Consider the following 17909-nt stretch of genomic DNA (forward strand, 5'->3'; position numbering starts at 1 on the left):
TCACCTCGTCAGATATTCGCGCATCAGGGCGCGGGCGCGATGCAGGCGCGCTTTCACGGTCTGTCGCGTTGCGCCGAGCGCCTCGGCGATTTCATCGATGGTCATTTCCTTGACATCGCGCATCAGCGCGACATCGCGGTAATGCAGCGGCAGCGCCTCGAAGGCCGCGGCCACGTCGAGCCGCAGATCGGCCTCTGGGCGCGACAGCAGCGCGGCCTCCGCCTGGCTCTCGTCGATCGACCGGGCCAAACCCGCCTTGCGCGCGAGGCGCAGGCATTCGCGCCGGACCACGCTGAACAGCCACGCCGAAAATGCGAGCAGTGAACGGATCGCGCCGACATGCCGGCTCAGGATCCACAACGCTTCCTGCGCCGCGTCCTCGGCGTCCGCCGAATTGCGGCAGGTCGCGCGTGCGTAACGGCGGATATCCGGCTGTGCCGTCTCGAGCAGAACCGCGATCGCCTGGGGATCGCCGAGCCGGGCCGCCTCGAACAGGTTTGAAGAGATCGCCGCAGCACTCACGACACGCCTCCCCTGCCGATGCCGGCCATCGCGCACATCGGGCAATAGCCGACGAGGCCGGTCAGCGCGAAGCCGGCGCCGCCGAGCGCGACCAGCCATGCCGGCGCACCGGTGAGATGAACCAATGCCGCGATCGCTACGGCGATTCCGGCGACCACCCGCACCGCCTGGTGCAGGCCGCCGATATTCCTCCTGTAAAATGCCATCACATCCTCCAACACGAGCCGAGACGGAATGCCTCGACCGTGAAGAGGGCGCGATCGCGCAAAAGGATTCGCGGCTGCCTGCAATTTTTTTTGCGGTCAGCCTCCGACCGCTTGGTAGGCCAGGCGCTTGAACTCGAAGAAGAACGGATTCCAGAAGCCCATGTGGCGCTGCGCCATCAGGACGCCGGCGGTGTTGGCCTCAGGGCAGATCCACCAATGGGTGCCGGCAAGCCCGCCCCACTGGAATTCGCCCGTGGAATTCGGAGGATCGAATTGCGTCGGCGCGAAGGTCACGGCGCCGCCGAGGCCAAAGCCCTTGCCCGGCATCGGCCCAAGATTGGCAAAGCGGATGGTCTGGCCCGCCGGCAACTGGTTGGTCATCATCTGCCGCAGCGTCTCAGGCTTCAGCAGCGCCTCCGGTCCGGGCACCAGCGCACGCACCAGCGCGAGCATGTCCGGCAGCGTCGAGACCAGCCCACCACCGCCCGACAGCCGCGGGAACGGCCGTCGATAGGCCTGCGGGTAAGGCAGATCGTCGGCGCGGGTGAGGCCCGGCCTGGTCGGATCGAGCACGTCCGCGCCGGTGTAGTGCGCGACCAGTCTGCCCTGCTGCGCTTCGGGCACCGAGAAGCCGGTATCGGTCATGCCGAGCGGATCGAAGATGCGTGCCTTGAAGAAGGCGTCGAGAGGTTTTCCCGAGACGACCTCGACGACGCGACCGAGCACGTCGGTCGCCACCGAATATTCCCAGCTGGTACCGGGATGGTAGGACAGCGGAAGATCGGCAAGCTTGTCGATCATGTCGGTCAGAGGCGTCAACGGATTGAGCACGCGCGCATCGTTGTAGCCTTTGAACAGCACGGTGCCGGGATCGAAGATGCCGTAGCTGAGGCCCGAGGTGTGGGTCAGGAGGTGCCGGATCGTGATCGGGGTCTTCGCCGGCTCGACATCGGCGAGGCTCGAAGCCCCCTGCTTCAGCACCTTGCGATTGCCAAGCTGCGGCAGGAATTTCTCGATTGGATCATCGAGCCCGATGCGGCCCTCTTCGAGCAGCAGCATGATCGCGGAGGTGACGAAGATCTTGGTGTTGGAGAACGCGCGAAAGATATGGTCCGGCCGGAGCGCCGTCTTCGCCTCGCGATCGGCAAAGCCGACGCATTGCTGATCGACCACCTCGCGCCCGCGTAGCACTGCCCAGGACACGCCGGGGACGATCTCCTGATCGACGTAGCGCTGCATCGCTGTCCGCGCGGCGGAAAAATCTGTCGTTCTGGCATCCATGAGCCGGTCCCTTCCCGAGATGATGGCGATGGATATAGCAACGAATCGGCTGCGGGGAAGCCTGTTCGCGCAAGGCGCGGCCGGCGCCGTCAACACCCGCATTTTTGTTTCACCGCATGTTCGCCTCGGCGCGAGCAACACAACGAAAACGCCAGCAATCCCTACGGCAAGATCTCATTAAGCGCGCGACCTTTAGCCTCACACCCATGTTCAGCGTATCTTCAATTTCATCAAGGATGACCGGCAATGACCTCGATCTCCGCAACGACCACCAATTCCTACTCCCCACTCGACCGCCTTAAGAGCGAGCTCACCAAGGAAGTCTCGGCGGGCACCATCTCGTCGAGCGATGAATCCGCGCTGTCGTCCGCGCTCGACGATATCGACTCGGCGATGAAGAGCAGCGCATCCAGCGCCAGCTCCTCGTCGCCGCCCTCGGCCGACGAGATGCAGTCCAAGATCGACGACCTCATCCAGAACGAGGTGTCGAGCGGCAAGCTGACCAGCGACCAGGCCAGTGAGCTGAAGAACGTGTTCGCCAACACCTTCTCCGGCAGTGCCAATGGCGCCGGCGGACCGCCGCCACCGCCCGATGGCAGCAGCGATTCGTCGAGCACGAGCAGCACTGGCAGCACCGACTCGACCTCGTCGTCCGATTCCTCGTCCAGCTCGTCTTCGGCCACCACCGCAGAGCTGATGAAGGAGTTGATCTCGCTGCTCCAGAACGCAACCAGCCAGTCGACATCCTATGGCTCCAACGGCAACTCGGCGTCCTCCAACGCATCGAGCGCGCTGCTCGTCGACTACACGACCTAGGATGCGCGGCCCGGCGCAGGCCGCCGGGCCGTCATTCCTGCTTCATGAACGCCGTGACGTGCAGACGACGGCGGATGTGCATGCCCTGGCGCTGATAGAGCGCGATGGCGGACGTGTTGTGGGAGAATACGTGCAGGAACGGAATCTCGCCGCGCGCCTCGATCTGGCGCGCGACCGCGGCGAGCAGCGCCTGCGCATAGCCGCGCCCGCGATAGTCGGGATGAACGCAGACCGCGGTCATCTCGACGAACTTCCCCGGCTTCATCCGCTCGCCCGTCATCGCGACCAGCTCGCCGTCGACGCGAATGCCGAGGAACGTACCGAGCTCATGCGTTCGCAATGCAAACGGCCCGGGCTTGGTCAGCGCCGTCAGCGCCATCATCGCGGGAACGTCGGCCGCACCAAGCGTGACGATCTCGGCATCGCGCAACGGGCTATCCGCGGGCGAGCCGATCATCTGCTCGCCGGTTTCGGCCAACACGACCTTGAAGCCCGCGGGAACATCGACCGTATCAGGCGTGAACAGCGCGGCAACTTGTGAGCCGGACATGAGATCACCGAGCGCGGCAAAGCTTGCCGCCGACATGTCGACCATGTCGGCGAACGGCGTCATGTCCAGGGGATAGCGCAGCGCGCGCGGCCCGCCTTCGGCCAGATGCCGATGGCTCGTCGTCAGTGCGCTCCAGATCGGACGGTCCAGGAGCCGCACATCGCTGTCGGACACCGGCCTAGTCCTTGTCGAAGCTGACGATGACGGCGGCGTTGGCGATCAGGATGGGATCATTGGCCACTTCCGTGGCCGAGGGAATCTCCAGCCCGCCCTTGACCGCGGTGACGGTCACGGTGCCGTAGGGAAGCTCCTTCGCGACCGCCTCCTTGTCGACGGCCTCGGGATTGGGCACGCCGATGGTGACGTCGACGAACATGTCGTTCGCGGTCTTGTCGATCATCCGGAAGAAGCCGAGGCTCGAGTGCCGGATCGCATCCGACACCGCCCGCTTCGCTGCCTTGGTGGCGTCCCTGCCGTGAACGTCGACGCCCATGCCCATCTCGGTGATACAGCGAACGCGAGTCATGTTCATTCCTGCCGGTGCTGGAGTTCAGAGGGGCTGACCTTCCGCGATCCGCGCCTCCGGCACAAGCGCCTTTTCGCGCAGGAAATATGCGTTGCGGTCCTCCTCCTGCGCGTTCACGACCGCGCGAATTCTCAGCAAATCCTTGCGAGCGACCAGGCCGACCACGCGATGGCTGGCGCGATCGACCACCGGCAGGCGCCCGAGGTCGGAGGCGACCATGAGATCGGCGACCCGCCCCAGCACGTCGTCGGGATGCGCCACCACGACCGAAGTATCCGACACGACGTCGTCGAGCGTCGCCGCCTGATGATCACCCTCGGTGCGCCAGCGCAGCACGTCGGCGCGGGTCACCATGCCGTTCAGCCGTCCATCGGCGGCGACGACGGGATAGGATTTGTGACGGCGCTGATCCGAGGTGAAGAAAGCAACCGCCGCATCGATGGACATGTCGACCGGCAGCGTGTCGACCTTGGTGACCATGACATCGGCCGTGCGCATCAGCTCGAACGGATCGATCGCGTATTCGCGCGTGATGTGCTGGCCGCGGCGCGCGATCTTCTCGGTCAGGATCGAGCGCTTGAGCAACAGCACGGTGACGGCGTGCGCCGCGCCGGTCGCCGCCAGTAGCGGCAGCAGCATGTCGATATTGCCGGTCAGCTCGATCGCGAACATCACGCCGGTGAGCGGCGAGCGCATCGTACCGCCCATCATCGCGGCCATGCCGACCAGCGCCCAGAATGATGCGCCACCGGGCAGCACCAGTCCCTCCAACCAGCCGGCCGTGCCGCCGAGGATCAGCAGCGGCGCCAGCACGCCGCCCGAGGTACCCGAGCTGAGCGCGATCACCCAGATCGCGGACTTCACCAGCAGCAGCCGGATCGCCTCGTCGCGCACCATGTGACCGGACAACAGATCGGCAATGACGTCGTAGCCGACGCCGAGCGCGCGGGGATCAATCAGCCCGCCAAGGCCGACGACGAGGCCGCCGAGCATCGGCCACCACATCCAGTGCACCGGCAGATGGTCGAACAGGTCTTCGATCGCGTAGAGCAGCCGCGTCATCAGCCCGGATTGCAGGCCGGCGACGATGCCGACGCCGATCGCAGCCACGAGGCCCCACCAGGGCAGATCCGGCCGCTCCGCGAACGGAAACAGCGGTCCGGTCCCGAACAGCAGCGGGCGCCACGCCGCCGAGATCACCGCCCCCGTCACCACAGGCAGGAAGCTGCGCGGCTTCCATTCGAACAGCAGCAGCTCGACCGCGAGCAGCACCGCCGCGATCGGCGTGCCGAAGATCGCCGTCATGCCGGCGGCCGCGCCCGCGACCAGCAGCGTCTTGCGCTCGGCGGCGGTTAGATGAAAGCACTGGGCGAAGATCGATCCGATCGCGCCGCCCGTCATGATGATCGGTCCCTCGGCGCCGAACGGACCGCCGCTGCCGATCGACACCGCGGAGGACAACGGCTTCAGTATCGCGACCTTCGGCTGCATGCGGCTGCCACCGATCAGGATCGCCTCGATCGCCTCGGGAATACCGTGGCCGCGGATCTTCTCCGAGCCGAACCGCGCCATCAACCCGATCACGAGACCGCCCAGCGCCGGCGCCAGCACCATCCAGATCCCCGGATGGGCATTGGCCAGCGAGACATTCTCGGCGCTGACATGGCCGAACCAGACCAGATTGGTCACCAGCGCGATCAGCTTCAGCAGCACCCAGGCGGCCCCGGCACTGATGCTGCCGACCAGCAGCGCCATGCCGATCAGGACCAGCACGCGGCGGTCGGCGGTAAAATCTCCGGGCTTGCCGCGAGGCCGCGGGAGGCCGCCGGTCATGTCGGGGGTCTGGCGCATGGATGTCTCTTGTCGGGAGGATGCTTCGCGCCTGCCAATATATCGTAGAACGATATATATCAAGGAATGGCTGGTATGATCCTCCCGGCAACTTTCGAGAATTTTCTCCTATTTCTGCCGCGCGCGCAGCTCGTCGACCAGCACCCGCACGTTCTCCGAATAATCGATCGGAATCACGACCAAATGCACGCCGCCCTCCTTGAAGGCGGCATCGAGCGTCGGACCGAAGCTGTCGATACTGGCGATGCGGTGGCCCTTGGCGCCATAGGCCTTGGCGTAAAGCGCAAAGTCGGGATTGCCGAAGGTCATGCCGTAATCGGCGAAATGGTCGACGGCCTGTTTCCAGCGGATCATGCCGTAGGCGTTGTCCTCCAGCACCAGCACGACCAGATTGAGCTTGAGGCGGACGGCGGTTTCCATCTCCTGGCTGTTCATCATGAAGCCGCCGTCGCCGGCGACCGCGAGCACGCGGCGATCGGGATAAAGCATCGCGGCCATCATCGCCGACGGCAGGCCGGCCCCCATCGTCGCCAGCGCGTTGTCGAGCAGCAGCGTGTTGGCGACGCGGGTTCGGTAGTTGCGCGCGAACCAGATCTTGTACATGCCGTTGTCGAGCGCGACGATGCCGTTCTCGGGGATGACCTGGCGGATGTCGTGCACGATGCGCTGCGGCGTCGGCGGCCAGCGCGTCTCGGTGGCGCGGTCGGCGATGTGGTTGAGGATCTCCTCGCGCAACGGCAGCAGCGCCGCTGCCTGGGGCAGCTTGCCCTCGAGCCGGTCGGCCAGGAGCTCCAGGCTCGGGCCGACGTCGCCAATGACCTCGGCGTCGGGAAAATAGACCAGCTCGACGCTCGCCGACGTGTAGCTGACGTGAATGACCTTCGGGCCCGACGGCCCCATGATGAAGGGCGGCTTCTCGATCGGATCATGGCCGATCGCCACGATCAGGTCGGCGGCGTCGATCGCATCATGGACATAGTCGCGCTCTGACAGCGCCGCGGTGCCCATGTAGAGATTGGTGCCGCCGGGCACGGTGCCCTTCCCCATCTGCGTCGTGAAGAAGGGAATGCCGGTCCGCCGCACGAAGCTGGCGATGCCGTGGGTCGAGTGCGGCCGGCTGGTCGCAGCGCCCATCATCACCAGCGGGCGCTTGGCGGCCAGGATCATCTCGGCGGCACGGTCGAGCGCAGCGCGGTGCGCAACGGGGATTTCGATCGGATGAATCGGAATCACCGGGGTAGCAGCCACCTCATCACCCGCGATGTCCTCGGGCAATTCCAGATGCACCGGACCCGGCCGCTCCTCCATCGCCACCCGGAAGGCATCGCGGACCACGGTCGGGATCGAGGAGGCGCTGACGATCTGCCGCGACAGTTTCGTCAGCGGCTTCATGGTCGCAACCACGTCCACGATCTGGAAGCGTGCCTGCCGGCTGCTCATGATCGGCTTCTGCCCGGTGATGAGGATCATCGGCATCCCGCCGAGATGCGCATAGGCGGCACCGGTCGACAGGTTGAGCGCGCCCGGGCCAAGCGTGGAGAGGCAGACGCCGGGCTTGCCGGTCAACCGGCCGTGGGTCGCTGCCATGAAGGCGGCCGCTTGCTCATGGCGGGTCAGGACCAGCTCGATCTTCGAGGTGCGCAGCGATTCGACGAGGTCGAGGTTTTCCTCGCCGGGCACACCAAAAATTCGGTCGACGCCTTCGTTCTCGAGCGCCGCGACGAACAGGTCCGATCCTTTGACTTTGCGTTCCTGCTCGCTCATGTCGCCTCTCCAGTGACGATGTCCGCTCCTGCACACCGCAGGAACTCGGCACGCATCGTAACGGCGTGGCGTTCAGGCACAACTCACAATGCAGCTGGCTTGCCAGGGCGCACGAATTTTCTTCGTATCCATCGCTCTCATGGCGCAGCAACGCCTCTTGGCGTTGCTGCGCCCGTGGCACGAGACCATCGTTCAACGATGGCACACCAACGGAAGGTATTGTGGGCGGAGGACCTCACTTCACCTTCAGGCTTAGCTCCGTGCCGCCCTTGAGCGGCAGCGTCATCGACACGAAGCCGTTTTTGGGATCGCGGATGAAGGCGAGATAATCGGGTTCGGCATTGTCGTTCATGACATAGCCGCCGACGAGCAGCTGCGGCGCAACGATCTCGATCACTTCACGGGCGAGCGAGGGACCACCCTCGCCCGGCCATCCGTCGATCAGGACGAAATCGACGGGGCCTCCGAGATCGCGCAGCGTCGTGCGGGCGTCGCCTTCGCGGATCTCGGCATAGTCGGCCAACCCCGCCTCAGCGAGGTTACGCCTGGCGGCCTCGACCTTGGCCGGCACGATCTCCGAGCCGATCACCTTCCCGCCGCCATTGTCGCGCAAGGCGGCGGCGAAATAGAGCGTCGACATGCCGACCGAGGTCGCGAACTCCGCCACGCGTGTGGCGCGCAGGCCGCGGCACAGCAGGTAGATCAGCTCGCCTTGCTCGGGATGGATCGAAAAGCCCTGCTCGGCATAGGCGTGGGGATCGCGGCTGTTGAAAGAGCTGCGCGGTCCGCCGCCGGAGGGCCGCTGCCGCGCGCCCTGCAGGCGCGCGATCACGGCGTTGACGCGCGGATCCCGGATCGGGCTGTGCGGTTGATCAGTCATGTCCCGCTTTCCTCGTCACTTGCCGAGAATTTCCGCGGCTGCACGCTCCAGGATGCCGGCGATGCGACGCGCCTCGGCGGAGTCGCTGCCGTGCCTGGAACGCAGCGCGCGCTTGAGGTTGTGGCGGGCCCGATGCAGCTCGTCGGAGGCATCGGCATCGAGATCGCTGACGCCGGCAAAGGCCTCGCGCACCTCGTCCATGCGGCGCCCGATCCGTGACAGCGCCTGGAGGATCGCATCAGCGGTCCCACGCTGCTCGGCGAGATAGGCCTCACCCTGCGGCGTGATGCTGTAGAGTTTTCTGCCGCCATCCTGGGCGACGCTGGTGTGGCCGACCTCCTCGAGATAGATCAGCGCCGGATAGATCACGCCGGGGCTCGGCGTATAAAACCCCTCCGAACGCTCCTCGATGATCTTGATCAGCTCGTAGCCATGCGCGGGCTTTTCGGCGAGCAGCGCCAGGATCACGAGCTGAAGGTCCTGCGAGGACAGCCGCCGTGCGCCCGGAAACTCGTCGCCGCCGCGCCCGAAAAAGCCATGCCCGCCGCGGCCGAAGCGATGCCGCCCGCCGTGCCGGCCCACGGCGAAATGAGCGAAGTGCCCGAAGTGAAAGTCTCTGTGGTCTCGGTGTTTGCCAAACATATCTTACGTCTCCTTCTCAAAACATATCTTACGATATAGTTTGCGATAGTCGAGACGCAAATCACAGATCTGTGACCAATCGCTGGCCGGAAAGCCGCAACCGCCGGCCGCTACTCGGCAGCCTCGCTATGGGGAACGCCCTGCTCGACCTCGAGCTGGAGAATGTCGTTGAAGCGATTGAAGGCGCCGCACAGCGTGATGCGCCAGGTCAGTTCGACGATCTGCGCTTCCGAGAAGTGCATGCGCAGGCGGCCAAAGATCTCGTCGCGCGTCCTGTTCCAGTTGTTGGTGACGGCGATGGCGTATTCGACGACCAGCTTGTCGCGTTCATCGAGCTCGGGGTGATCCTTGTAGTCGATGAGGCGCGCGGCCCCCTCCTCCGACACACCCTGCACCGCGAGTTTTGGCGCGTGGTGGGAAACGCAGTAATCGCACTTGTTGAGCAGCGACACCGTGACCAGCGCCAGCTCGAGATGGCGCTTCGAGATCATGCCTTCGCTGGCGAGATCGACCAGCAGCGACCACATGTGCTTGAAGATCGGCGCGCGATGCGCCATCACACCGGCCTGGTTCTCGAACGCACCATAGGTCGTCATCTTGTCCCACAGGGGGCGCAGTGCTTCCGGCAGATCGTCCCTGGTCTTGATCGAAACACGCGACATGGCATTCCATCCTCGGTTGGAACATGCATGCTGCCACAAAGGTGCGCCGATGTCCGCTATTGCAATCGCATGACTCCCAAGACCTTCGAGGCCCGTTGCCTGCGCCTGCCCGCTGCTACCAAAGTGGTGCAGTGGGAAGGCACCTCCGTGTTCAAGGTCGGCGGCAAGATGTTCGCGCTGAGCGGCGGCTTTACCGCAAGCTACATGTTCAAGACCGCTGATATGGCCTATGCGATGCTGATCGAGCACGGTGTCGCGCGGCCGGCGCCCTATCTGGCACGGGCCAAATGGGTGCAGTTGGTGAGCAACAACGCGTTGGCGGATGCGGAACTGACGGCCTATCTCGCGCAGGCCCACGCCCTGATCGTGGCAAGGCTCACACGCAAATCGCGGAAGGCGCTGGGGCTGGACTAGAGCTTGGCCTCGCCAAAAATGCGTCCCACCCAGTCGAGGAAGACGCGCAGGCGCAGCGTGAGCTGGCGGTTCTGCGGATAGAGCGCCGACAGCGGCGTCGGTGATGGTGGATGGTTCGGCAGCACTTCGACCAGCGCGCCGCGGGCGAGATCATCTTCGAAACGATAGCGCGGCGCCTGCGCCAGCCCGAAGCCGAGCCGAGCCAGATCCGCCATCGTGTCGGAATTGTTCACCCTGATCCGGCTCGGCAGCACGATCTCGCGCAGGGCACCGCCCACGGAAAACTCGAGCGGCAGCACGTCGCCGGTTCGCGACGAGATGAAGCCGACCATCTGGTGGCCGTCGAGCGCATCCGGCGACGCGGGCGTGCCGTGCGCGGCGAGATAGGCGGGGCTCGCCACCGTCACCTCCGCGATCGAGCCGAGACGGCGCTGGATCATGCCGCTGTCTTCGGGCTGGCCGGACCGGATGACGCAGTCGACGCCCTCGCGCACGAGGTCGACGAGACGATCGCCCTGCCCGATCTGCAGCTCGATCAACGGATGGCGCGTCAAGAATTCAGGCAGGTTCGGCAGAATGAAGGTACGCGTCAGCAGCGGATGCGCATCGAACCGCAACAGGCCGCGCGGCTGGGCGTCGCGCATCGCGCTCTCCGCCTCCTCGACCTCCGCCAGGATCGCGACGCAGCGGCGATAATACTCCTCGCCGTCGAGCGTCGGCGTGACATGTCGCGTGGTGCGTTCGAGCAGGCGCACGCCGAGATGCGCCTCGAGGCCGCGCAGGACTTCGCTTGCGGTGGAGCGCGGCAGGCCGAGATCGGCCGCAGCAGCGGTGAAACTTCGCCTTTCCACGAGGCGGACGAACAGGCGCATGGTCTCGAAGCGGTCCATGGCCGATTGTTCAACATAGCCGCCAGGTGATGGCAAGAGCCGCGGGATGATCGCACGCGGAGCGATCGGCCGATCCCGGCACAGGCGGCCCGCGCGAAGCGCCGCCACTCTCCGCAACGTGATGATATGACGATCGTCCTCCTATTGGCGCGCTACTGCACCGCACCTAGCTAAGATGAAAGGTTCTTTCTGATGGAGATTTCCATGGCCAAGCCCAACACCGCATCCACGAAAAACCATCGCTACGAATTCGTACACGACGACGATACCGACTTCGTCTCTTATCAACGGCGCCGCGACGACGGCCTCTGGCAGACCGTTGCGACGTGGATGATTCCGCAGGTGACCTGCATCTAGAATGCGGCGCGCTCGTCCTTGATACTTGCGTCGGAGGCGAACATCGCCTCCGACTTTGACATCAGATCCGGGTCGCGGTTTCGATCAACGCTTATTCGCGCTGCCCGCCTGCGTGTTGCGCAGCAGATTGTCGCGCAGCCGGCTTACGGTCTTCTGCACCACCGGAAATTCGTCGCCGAGGCCCGTCGCATCGACCACGGATTCGCCGAGATCCTGCTCGATCAGCTTCCTTCCGGCCGGGGTCAGGCTGACCCGCACTTGCCGCTCATCCGCGGGATCGCGGTGGCGCTTGATGAAGCCCACCTGCTCCAGCTTTTTCAGGATCGGCGTCAGCGTGTTGGATTCCAGAAACAGTTTTTCGCCGAGCGCGCTGACCGTCAGCTCATCCTCGTCCGATAGCGCCACCATGGCGATGTACTGGGTGTAGGTCAGGCCGACCTTGTCCAGCAGCGGCTTGTAGGCACGGCCGAAGGCCAGATTGGCCGAATAGACGGCAAAGCACAGGAAATTCGAGAGTTTTCGGCCTTTGTCGGCGGTTTTGGGGGAACGGGCCATTGGAACCTCCGCAATTCGTGATCCGCAATCCATATAAATCGTATCCGATTAAATCGGAAGAGCTTGACCGGCGGACGCGCGAGGTTTATTTCGCATCGTACCCGATTGGATCGGACACGATCAAAATGGAAAGGACGATCGCCATGACCACCGCTGCAAAGGTTCTCTTCACCGGCAAGACCCACGTCACCGCAGGCCATCAGGGCGCTGCGCGCTCGCAGGACGGCCAACTCGACATCAAGCTGCCGCAGCCGCACCCGGCTGCGGAGAACCTGTTCGCCGCCGCATGGTCGGCCTGCTATCTCGGCGCCATCGGCCTCGCCGCCGCCCAGCGTAAGGTCAAGCTGCCGGAAGAGCCCTCGGTCGACACCGCGATCGATCTGAATAACGCCAACGGCGCCTTCTTCCTGCGCGCACGTCTCGACGTCCGCGTCCCCGGCGTCGATCGCGCAGTTGCGCAGGAGTTGATCGAGGCCGCGCACGGCATCTGCCCTTACTCCAAGGCCGTCCACGGCAACATCGAAGTGACCACCACCCTCGTCTGACACACCCCGACGCGGCCCGGCCGAAGAACGGCCGGGCGCGCGGCGCGGATCATCAATCCGGGAGCCGACCATGACCAACTCTTTCCTGCGAACCGTGCGCGTGCTTGCGAGTGCAGCCGTACTCGCGACCAACCTCGTCACGCTGCCTGCCGCGGCGGCCCAGCCGGCCGGCGTTACCCGCACCGACCTCCAGCGTCACGATCTCAGCGCGCCCGGCCGCGAGGCCGTCCAGGTGCGTGTCGATCTCGCCCCGGGCGTCGCGTTTGGCCGGCACAGCCATCCGGGCGAAGAGATCATCTATGTGCTGGCCGGCTCCATCGAATACGACCTCGACGGTAAACCGCCGGTGACGTTGAAGACCGGCGATGTCCTCTTCATCCCTGCCGGAACGATTCATGCCGCGAAGAACGCCGGCGACGTGTCCGCGAGCGAGCTTGCGACCTATATCGTCGAAAAGGACAAGCCCCTGCTGACGATCGCGAAGTGAACACGATTGACCAGGGCACGATATCTGACTAAAGTCAGATAATGCTCGATCCCGTCTCCCGCGTCCGCCGCTTCAACCGTGCCGTGACTTCCGCCGTCGGCGCGCTCGACAATTCATTCCTCGGGCGCGGCCGGCCGCTGGGCGCGGCGCGCGTGCTCAATGCGATCGGACAGGGACGCTCCGACGTCGGCGAGGCCCGCGACTATCTCGGCCTCGATTCCGGGCTGATGAGCCGGCTGTTGCGCAGCCTGGAAGATGAAGGCCTGATCGAAACACATCCGCACGAGGACGATGCGCGGCGCCGCGTGGCCAGCCTGACCCGCGCCGGCAAGCGCGAATTCGCAGCCTATGAAGCGCTGTCCAACACGCAGGCCGAAGGCTTTCTCGCCCGCAATGGGCAGCGCGAAGCACTGCTCGCGGCGATGGATCTGATTGCGTCTGCGCTGACGCGCGACCGTATCGCGCTTGCCGAGATGGATCCGCGCAGCGACGAGGCGCGCTATTGCCTCAGGGAATATTATGCCGAGCTCGGGCGCCGCTTCAAACAGGGATTTGACGTCTCGCTGTCGCGCGACCCCGATGCCAAGGACATGCGCCGGCCCCGCGGCAGCTTCATCGTCGCCATGTCGGATACGTTACCGATCGGCTGCGTCGGGTTGAAGGGAACCGATCATGGCTATGCCGAGATCAAGCGGCTGTGGGTCGCACCCGCCGCGCGCGGATTGGGCCTCGGCAAGCGCCTGATGGATGCCGCCGAGGATGCCGCGCGCACGCTCGGCATCGCGCTGCTGCGGCTCGACACCAACAGCGCGCTCTCCGAGGCCGGCCAGCTCTACCGCACCACCGGCTGGCGCGAAATCCCGCGCTTCAACGACGACCCGTATCCGGATCTGTTCTTCGAAAAACCCTTGTGAGCGGCACGCCGATTCCCCTGCTCCCGCGTTAGGCCCGGAGCCGCAGGAGCATCGCCATGACGCCAGCCGAACTCGCCGACATCTATCGCGACTACATCGCCTGCCTGAACCGGCAGGATTGGCCTGCACTCGGGCAATTTGTACATGACGAGGTCACCCACAATGCGTGGCCCCTCGGGCTCGCGGGTTATCGTGCCATGCTGGAGCGGGATTTTCGCGAGATCCCGGATCTGCATTTCAACATCAAGCTTCTGATCTCCGAACCGCCGCGCATTGCCAGCCGATTGAAATTCGATTGCAAACCGGTCGGAAACTTCCTCGGACTGGCCGTCAACGGCAAGCGCGTCTCCTTCTGCGAAAACGTGTTCTACGAATTCGACGACGGAAGGATCCGGCAGGTGTGGTCGCTCGTCGACAAGGCAGCAATCGAGGCGCAGCTCTGAGGCTGCGCCTCGATCCGCTCAGGCCGCCACTGGTGCCGGCGCGGGCTCGCTTTGCGGCTTCGGAAAGGGCCGGAACGTCATCGCCATCAGGAACGCGCCGAGACCCATCGCCCAGGAGCCGATATAGAGCCAGGCGTAGCTGGAAAACGCGTCGTAGATCATGCCGCCGGCGAGCGGGCCCGTTGCCATGCCGAGACTACCCGCCATCGCGGTGCCGCCGATCACGGTACCCATCATCTTGAGCGGAAAGTTCTCGCGGATGATCACCGCATAGAGCGGCATGGTGCCGGCATAGATGAAGCCGAACACCGTCGCCACCATGTAGAAGGTCGTGAGCTGATGGGCGAAGACATAGGCAAGCGCGCCGAAAGCTTGCGCGAGCAGGCCGCCGACCAGCACGCGCTTGGCGCCCAGGCGATCGCCCATCAGGCCGAATGCGATACGGCCGCCGAGACCCGCCAGTCCCTCGACACTGTAGATCGTCACCGCCGAGATCAGCGGGATGCCGCAACTGACGGCATAGCTGACGGTGTGAATGATCGGACCGGAATGCGTGGCGCAGCAGAAGAAATTGGTCGCGATCAGGATCAGGAATTGCGGCGAGCGCAGCGCTTCGCCCACCGTCATCTCGGATTGCGGGCCACCCGGCCCCGCTGCGCCGACCGGCGGATGCGCAAGCGCCGGCGGACGGCGGACCAAAAGCGCGACCGGGATCATGATGACGGCGACCACCAGCGACACGATCTGCATCGCGGTGCGCCAGTCGTGATGCGACACGAGCCAAGCCGCGAGCGGCGCCATCGTCATCGGCGCCACGCCCATGCCGGCCGACACCAGCGAGACCGCAAGGCCGCGATGGGTGTCGAACCAGCCGGTGACGGTCGCCATCATCGGCGCGAAGATCGCGGCGCAGGAAGCGCCGACCAAAAGGCCGAACACGAACTGGAACACGATCAGTGAGGTCGCGTGGCTCGCGGCGAACAGGCTCAGCGCCAACACGACCGATCCCGTCAGCACCACCGGCAGCGGACCAAACTTATCCGTCAACGAGCCCCAGGCCATGCTCGTGAAGGCCATCGCCAGAAAACCGATCGTCATCGCGCTGGAGATGCCGGTCACCGACCAGCCGGTGTCCTTGGCGATCGGCTGCAGGAACACCGGCAGCGAAAACATGCCGCCGATCGCGACGCAGCCAAGCAGGCCGCCGGCGGCGACGATCACCCAGCGATAAGAGGAAGAAGTCATTTTTGTCTCCCGTCAGGTCTGTCTGGGTGGAAGACGAATGGAAATGGGGAAAGCAGACAGGGCGACCCTACTTTATTTCGCAAGCTATCACGACTGCCGACAGCGCATGGTTCCGCGGCGGATGCCTCTGGTGCGCCCCGCGCACGCTGCCTATGTGCTGGCAGCAGATGTCAGGAAGTCATGCATGCCGAAAATCGACGTCGCCACCGTTCCGGCCCGCAAGGGCTCCGGTTATCCCGCGCCCTTCGACGCCCCTTGTGCGGAGCGCATCCGCAAGCGGCTCGGCAATGCCGGGGGCCTTTCCGATTTCGGCGTCAATCTGATGCGACTGCCGCCTGGCAACTGGTCGAGCCAGCGGCATTGGCATTCGCATGAGGACGAATTCGTCTATGTGCTCGAAGGCGAAGTGACCCTCGTCGAAGACGAATGCGAAACGGTGCTGCGCGCCGGCGACTGCGCGGCCTTCCCGAAAGACAGCGGCAACGGCCATCACATGATCAACCGGTCGGACGCGATTGCCGTCTATCTCGAGGTGGGCTCACGCGCGCCCGAGGACCTCACGACCTGCTCCGACATCGACATGATGAGCGCCAATTCCGATGGACGGTTCGTGCACAAGGACGGCACGCCCTATCCGGACAGGTAAGCCGAGAGCTTACAGGAAGTGCCTTTTCGAAAGCGAACCACCCGGCGATCCATTCGATCCAGCAGCATCGGATCACGGCGCCCCCCGCGCTTCCTCCACGACGCGCTTGAGGACCGGAAGGGTCGCTCGCCAATAGAAAGCGACATGCTTCGCCCCGGACTCCTCGCCGATTTCCCAGCCCGGGCCCTTCCGCACCGGTGATGGTGGCACGCTCTGTTCCACCGTCAAGATCGTCTCCGCGCCCTCGTCACCCTGCTTGGACTCGAGCGTCATGGTGACGGTCGAATAGCATTCCGCACGATCCGGCAGACCGGACACGCTGGACCAATAGGTGTATTGCAGCAGCGCGTGCGGCTGGACCTGAACGACCTGCCCTTTGTCCCGATAACGTCTCGGTCCGATGATCGCCTCGATCTCGATCAGGTCGCCGGTCTGCCAACCGGTCCTAAAGTGGGCATTGCGCCATTGGTCCCCGGCATCGCGACCGGTCAGGGCCGCCCACACATCCCGCGGTTCGGCTGCAATGCTGATCGACTGAAGCACCGTATGAAACGACACAGATTGACCTGCCCCTCATCTAGATCCGCGCATCAAATTCCATGAGTATCTGACGCCCTTCCGGCCAGTCGCCGAGATTGCTCCCGCCATTGATGTGGCCCCTCGCGCCGATGTTGACGAGATCGCTGCCCCACTGCCCTGCTCTTGCTTCCACATACCGCAGCGACGCGTAAGGGTCGTTGCTGCTGGCCACGATCAACGAGGGAAAACGAAGACGTTCTTCCGGTACGGATGCGAACGCGGCGGCCTCGACAGGAAACGCCGGAGACCGCGGATCGGGAACGGCAACCAGAAGCGCTCCCTTCACCGGCGCGGACATCTGTTTTTGCCAATGCGCAACGAGTAGGCAGGCCAGGCTGTGAGCCACGAGCACCGGCGGCGTTGTCGCCGCGCCGACGGCCCGATCCAGGGCCGCGATCCAGTCGACCAGATCAGGTTGCTCCCAACTGGCCGGAGCGAAACGGCGGATCGCAGGATCAGCCAGCTCCCAACGGCTTTGCCAATGGGCTTCGCCGGAGTTGCCAATGCCCGGCAAATGAATGAATTCCGTCACGCCTGACCTCTCGTCTTTCATCACGCTGGCGTGGAGCATGGCGATTTACAACCGCAGACGGAATTGGCATTCATCGGAAAGCGACGCACAATTCCGATAGATTAGAGGTCATGACGCGAAGCCAAGAGTTTCATCCCGTTCTCGATCCGACCGATATCGCGATCATCGAAACGCTGCAGGACGATGGCCGCATCAGCGTCTCGGAATTGGGCAGAAAGGTCGGCCTGTCCCAGCCGGCCACCTCGGAACGGCTGAAGCGGCTGGAGGAGCGCGGGATCATCAAGGCCTATCGCGCCGTCATCGATCCGGCCGCGGTCGGCCTCCACATGATGGCCATCATCCGGCTGCGGACGACGCACGAGCACATCAAGGCCTGCCTGAAGCAGTTTGCGGAGATGCCTGAGATCATCGAGGTCCTGAGGTTGACCGGAGAGGATTGCTTTCACCTCAAGGTGATGGTGCCCTCGCCGGCGGAGCTCGAGAGTATCGTCGATGCGATTGCCCGATATGGTTCGGTCACGACGGCGATCGTGCTGCGGAGCGAACCGCCGAAGCGTATCGGGCGTGAGCTGATCCAAAGGAGCTAGCGCAGGATTTGACAG

24 protein-coding genes are annotated in these 17909 nt (G+C 64.5%); 9 read left to right on the top strand and 15 right to left on the bottom strand.

Annotated features, from left to right (window positions below):
- The 3 genes from QA645_RS25020 to QA645_RS25030 form a co-directional block, all read right to left on the bottom strand.
- A complete protein-coding gene (locus QA645_RS25020; RefSeq protein WP_283053316.1) occupies positions 1 to 522 on the bottom strand; it encodes a sigma-70 family RNA polymerase sigma factor in 522 nt (173 codons plus the stop codon).
- Positions 519 to 728 (bottom strand): DUF2892 domain-containing protein, encoded by a 210-nt coding sequence (locus tag QA645_RS25025; RefSeq protein WP_283044296.1) that lies wholly within the window; start codon positions 726 to 728, stop codon positions 519 to 521. Before QA645_RS25025 ends, QA645_RS25020 begins: the two co-directional genes overlap by 4 nt.
- Before the next feature lie 96 nt (positions 729 to 824).
- Positions 825 to 2009 carry a serine hydrolase domain-containing protein gene (locus QA645_RS25030; RefSeq protein WP_283044297.1) on the bottom strand — a complete coding sequence of 395 codons (1185 nt, stop codon included), beginning with the start codon at positions 2007 to 2009 and terminating at the stop codon, positions 825 to 827.
- A 246-nt stretch (positions 2010 to 2255) separates the two neighbouring features.
- Here QA645_RS25030 and QA645_RS25035 point away from each other — a divergent pair, with 246 nt between their 5' ends.
- Positions 2256 to 2825 (top strand): hypothetical protein, encoded by a 570-nt coding sequence (locus tag QA645_RS25035; RefSeq protein ID WP_254130932.1) that lies wholly within the window; start codon positions 2256 to 2258, stop codon positions 2823 to 2825.
- A 31-nt stretch (positions 2826 to 2856) separates the two neighbouring features.
- On the opposite strand, the gene QA645_RS25040 is transcribed toward QA645_RS25035, so the two are convergent.
- The 7 genes from QA645_RS25040 to QA645_RS25070 all read right to left on the bottom strand — a co-directional run bounded on the left by QA645_RS25040 (position 2857) and on the right by QA645_RS25070 (position 9700).
- A complete protein-coding gene (locus tag QA645_RS25040; protein WP_254130931.1) occupies positions 2857 to 3549 on the bottom strand; it encodes a GNAT family N-acetyltransferase in 693 nt (230 codons plus the stop codon).
- Positions 3550 to 3553: 4 nt separating this feature from the next.
- The gene (locus tag QA645_RS25045) at positions 3554 to 3901 is read right to left on the bottom strand and encodes a Lin0512 family protein (protein ID WP_254130930.1); all 348 of its coding nucleotides are present in this window, start codon (positions 3899 to 3901) and stop codon (positions 3554 to 3556) included.
- Positions 3902 to 3925: 24 nt separating this feature from the next.
- Positions 3926 to 5752 (bottom strand): chloride channel protein, encoded by a 1827-nt coding sequence (locus QA645_RS25050; RefSeq protein ID WP_283044298.1) that lies wholly within the window; start codon positions 5750 to 5752, stop codon positions 3926 to 3928.
- A gap of 108 nt (positions 5753 to 5860) precedes the next feature.
- Positions 5861 to 7516, bottom strand: a complete 1656-nt coding sequence (locus tag QA645_RS25055; protein WP_254130928.1) for an acetolactate synthase large subunit — start codon at positions 7514 to 7516, stop codon at positions 5861 to 5863.
- 235 nt (positions 7517 to 7751) lie between these two features.
- Positions 7752 to 8396: a class I SAM-dependent methyltransferase gene (locus QA645_RS25060; RefSeq protein ID WP_283044299.1), complete on the bottom strand. Its 645-nt coding sequence runs from the start codon at positions 8394 to 8396 to the stop codon at positions 7752 to 7754.
- 15 nt (positions 8397 to 8411) lie between these two features.
- Positions 8412 to 9038, bottom strand: coding sequence for a PadR family transcriptional regulator (locus QA645_RS25065; protein ID WP_283044300.1), 627 nt, complete (start codon positions 9036 to 9038; stop codon positions 8412 to 8414).
- 110 nt (positions 9039 to 9148) lie between these two features.
- Positions 9149 to 9700 carry a carboxymuconolactone decarboxylase family protein gene (locus QA645_RS25070; protein WP_283044301.1) on the bottom strand — a complete coding sequence of 184 codons (552 nt, stop codon included), beginning with the start codon at positions 9698 to 9700 and terminating at the stop codon, positions 9149 to 9151.
- 69 nt (positions 9701 to 9769) lie between these two features.
- Here QA645_RS25070 and QA645_RS25075 point away from each other — a divergent pair, with 69 nt between their 5' ends.
- Entirely contained in the window at positions 9770 to 10114 is a 345-nt protein-coding gene (locus QA645_RS25075) for an MmcQ/YjbR family DNA-binding protein (RefSeq protein WP_283053317.1), read from the top strand.
- Here QA645_RS25075 and QA645_RS25080 read toward each other — a convergent pair.
- Positions 10111 to 11004, bottom strand: a complete 894-nt coding sequence (locus QA645_RS25080; RefSeq protein ID WP_283044302.1) for a LysR family transcriptional regulator — start codon at positions 11002 to 11004, stop codon at positions 10111 to 10113. The two genes, QA645_RS25075 and QA645_RS25080, sit on opposite strands and share 4 nt — an antisense overlap.
- 204 nt (positions 11005 to 11208) lie before the next feature.
- On the opposite strand from QA645_RS25080, the gene QA645_RS25085 reads away from it, so the two are divergent.
- Entirely contained in the window at positions 11209 to 11361 is a 153-nt protein-coding gene (locus tag QA645_RS25085; protein ID WP_254193306.1) for a hypothetical protein, read from the top strand.
- An 84-nt stretch (positions 11362 to 11445) separates the two neighbouring features.
- Here QA645_RS25085 and QA645_RS25090 read toward each other — a convergent pair whose 3' ends face one another.
- Complete coding sequence (locus tag QA645_RS25090) at positions 11446 to 11916, bottom strand: MarR family transcriptional regulator (RefSeq protein ID WP_283044303.1); 471 nt, start codon at positions 11914 to 11916, stop codon at positions 11446 to 11448.
- A gap of 143 nt (positions 11917 to 12059) precedes the next feature.
- On the opposite strand from QA645_RS25090, the gene QA645_RS25095 reads away from it, so the two are divergent.
- From QA645_RS25095 to QA645_RS25110, 4 genes are all read left to right on the top strand, one after another.
- Positions 12060 to 12461, top strand: a complete 402-nt coding sequence (locus QA645_RS25095; RefSeq protein WP_283044304.1) for an Ohr family peroxiredoxin — start codon at positions 12060 to 12062, stop codon at positions 12459 to 12461.
- 70 nt (positions 12462 to 12531) lie between these two features.
- On the top strand, positions 12532 to 12948 hold the full coding sequence (locus QA645_RS25100) for a cupin domain-containing protein (RefSeq protein WP_254130920.1): 417 nt from the start codon (positions 12532 to 12534) through the stop codon (positions 12946 to 12948).
- Positions 12949 to 12989: 41 nt separating this feature from the next.
- Entirely contained in the window at positions 12990 to 13862 is an 873-nt protein-coding gene (locus QA645_RS25105; RefSeq protein ID WP_283044305.1) for a bifunctional helix-turn-helix transcriptional regulator/GNAT family N-acetyltransferase, read from the top strand.
- Positions 13863 to 13918: 56 nt separating this feature from the next.
- A complete protein-coding gene (locus QA645_RS25110; RefSeq protein WP_283044306.1) occupies positions 13919 to 14305 on the top strand; it encodes an ester cyclase in 387 nt (128 codons plus the stop codon).
- 18 nt (positions 14306 to 14323) lie between these two features.
- Here the strand turns inward: QA645_RS25110 and QA645_RS25115 are convergent, their stop codons facing one another.
- Entirely contained in the window at positions 14324 to 15550 is a 1227-nt protein-coding gene (locus tag QA645_RS25115) for an MFS transporter (protein ID WP_283044307.1), read from the bottom strand.
- Positions 15551 to 15734: 184 nt separating this feature from the next.
- Between QA645_RS25115 and QA645_RS25120 the strand changes: the two genes are divergently transcribed.
- On the top strand, positions 15735 to 16196 hold the full coding sequence (locus QA645_RS25120) for a cupin domain-containing protein (protein ID WP_283044308.1): 462 nt from the start codon (positions 15735 to 15737) through the stop codon (positions 16194 to 16196).
- Positions 16197 to 16268: 72 nt separating this feature from the next.
- On the opposite strand, the gene QA645_RS25125 is transcribed toward QA645_RS25120, so the two are convergent.
- Together QA645_RS25125 and QA645_RS25130 are read right to left on the bottom strand one after the other, a co-directional pair.
- Positions 16269 to 16754, bottom strand: a complete 486-nt coding sequence (locus QA645_RS25125; RefSeq protein ID WP_283044309.1) for an SRPBCC domain-containing protein — start codon at positions 16752 to 16754, stop codon at positions 16269 to 16271.
- A 19-nt stretch (positions 16755 to 16773) separates the two neighbouring features.
- Positions 16774 to 17307, bottom strand: coding sequence for an alpha/beta fold hydrolase (locus QA645_RS25130; protein ID WP_283053319.1), 534 nt, complete (start codon positions 17305 to 17307; stop codon positions 16774 to 16776).
- A gap of 110 nt (positions 17308 to 17417) precedes the next feature.
- Here QA645_RS25130 and QA645_RS25135 point away from each other — a divergent pair, with 110 nt between their 5' ends.
- Positions 17418 to 17894: an Lrp/AsnC family transcriptional regulator gene (locus QA645_RS25135; protein WP_283044310.1), complete on the top strand. Its 477-nt coding sequence runs from the start codon at positions 17418 to 17420 to the stop codon at positions 17892 to 17894.
- Positions 17895 to 17909: the final 15 nt, after the last annotated feature.

The sequence above is a fragment of the Bradyrhizobium sp. CIAT3101 genome, from assembly GCF_029714945.1.
Classification (GTDB): domain Bacteria; phylum Pseudomonadota; class Alphaproteobacteria; order Rhizobiales; family Xanthobacteraceae; genus Bradyrhizobium.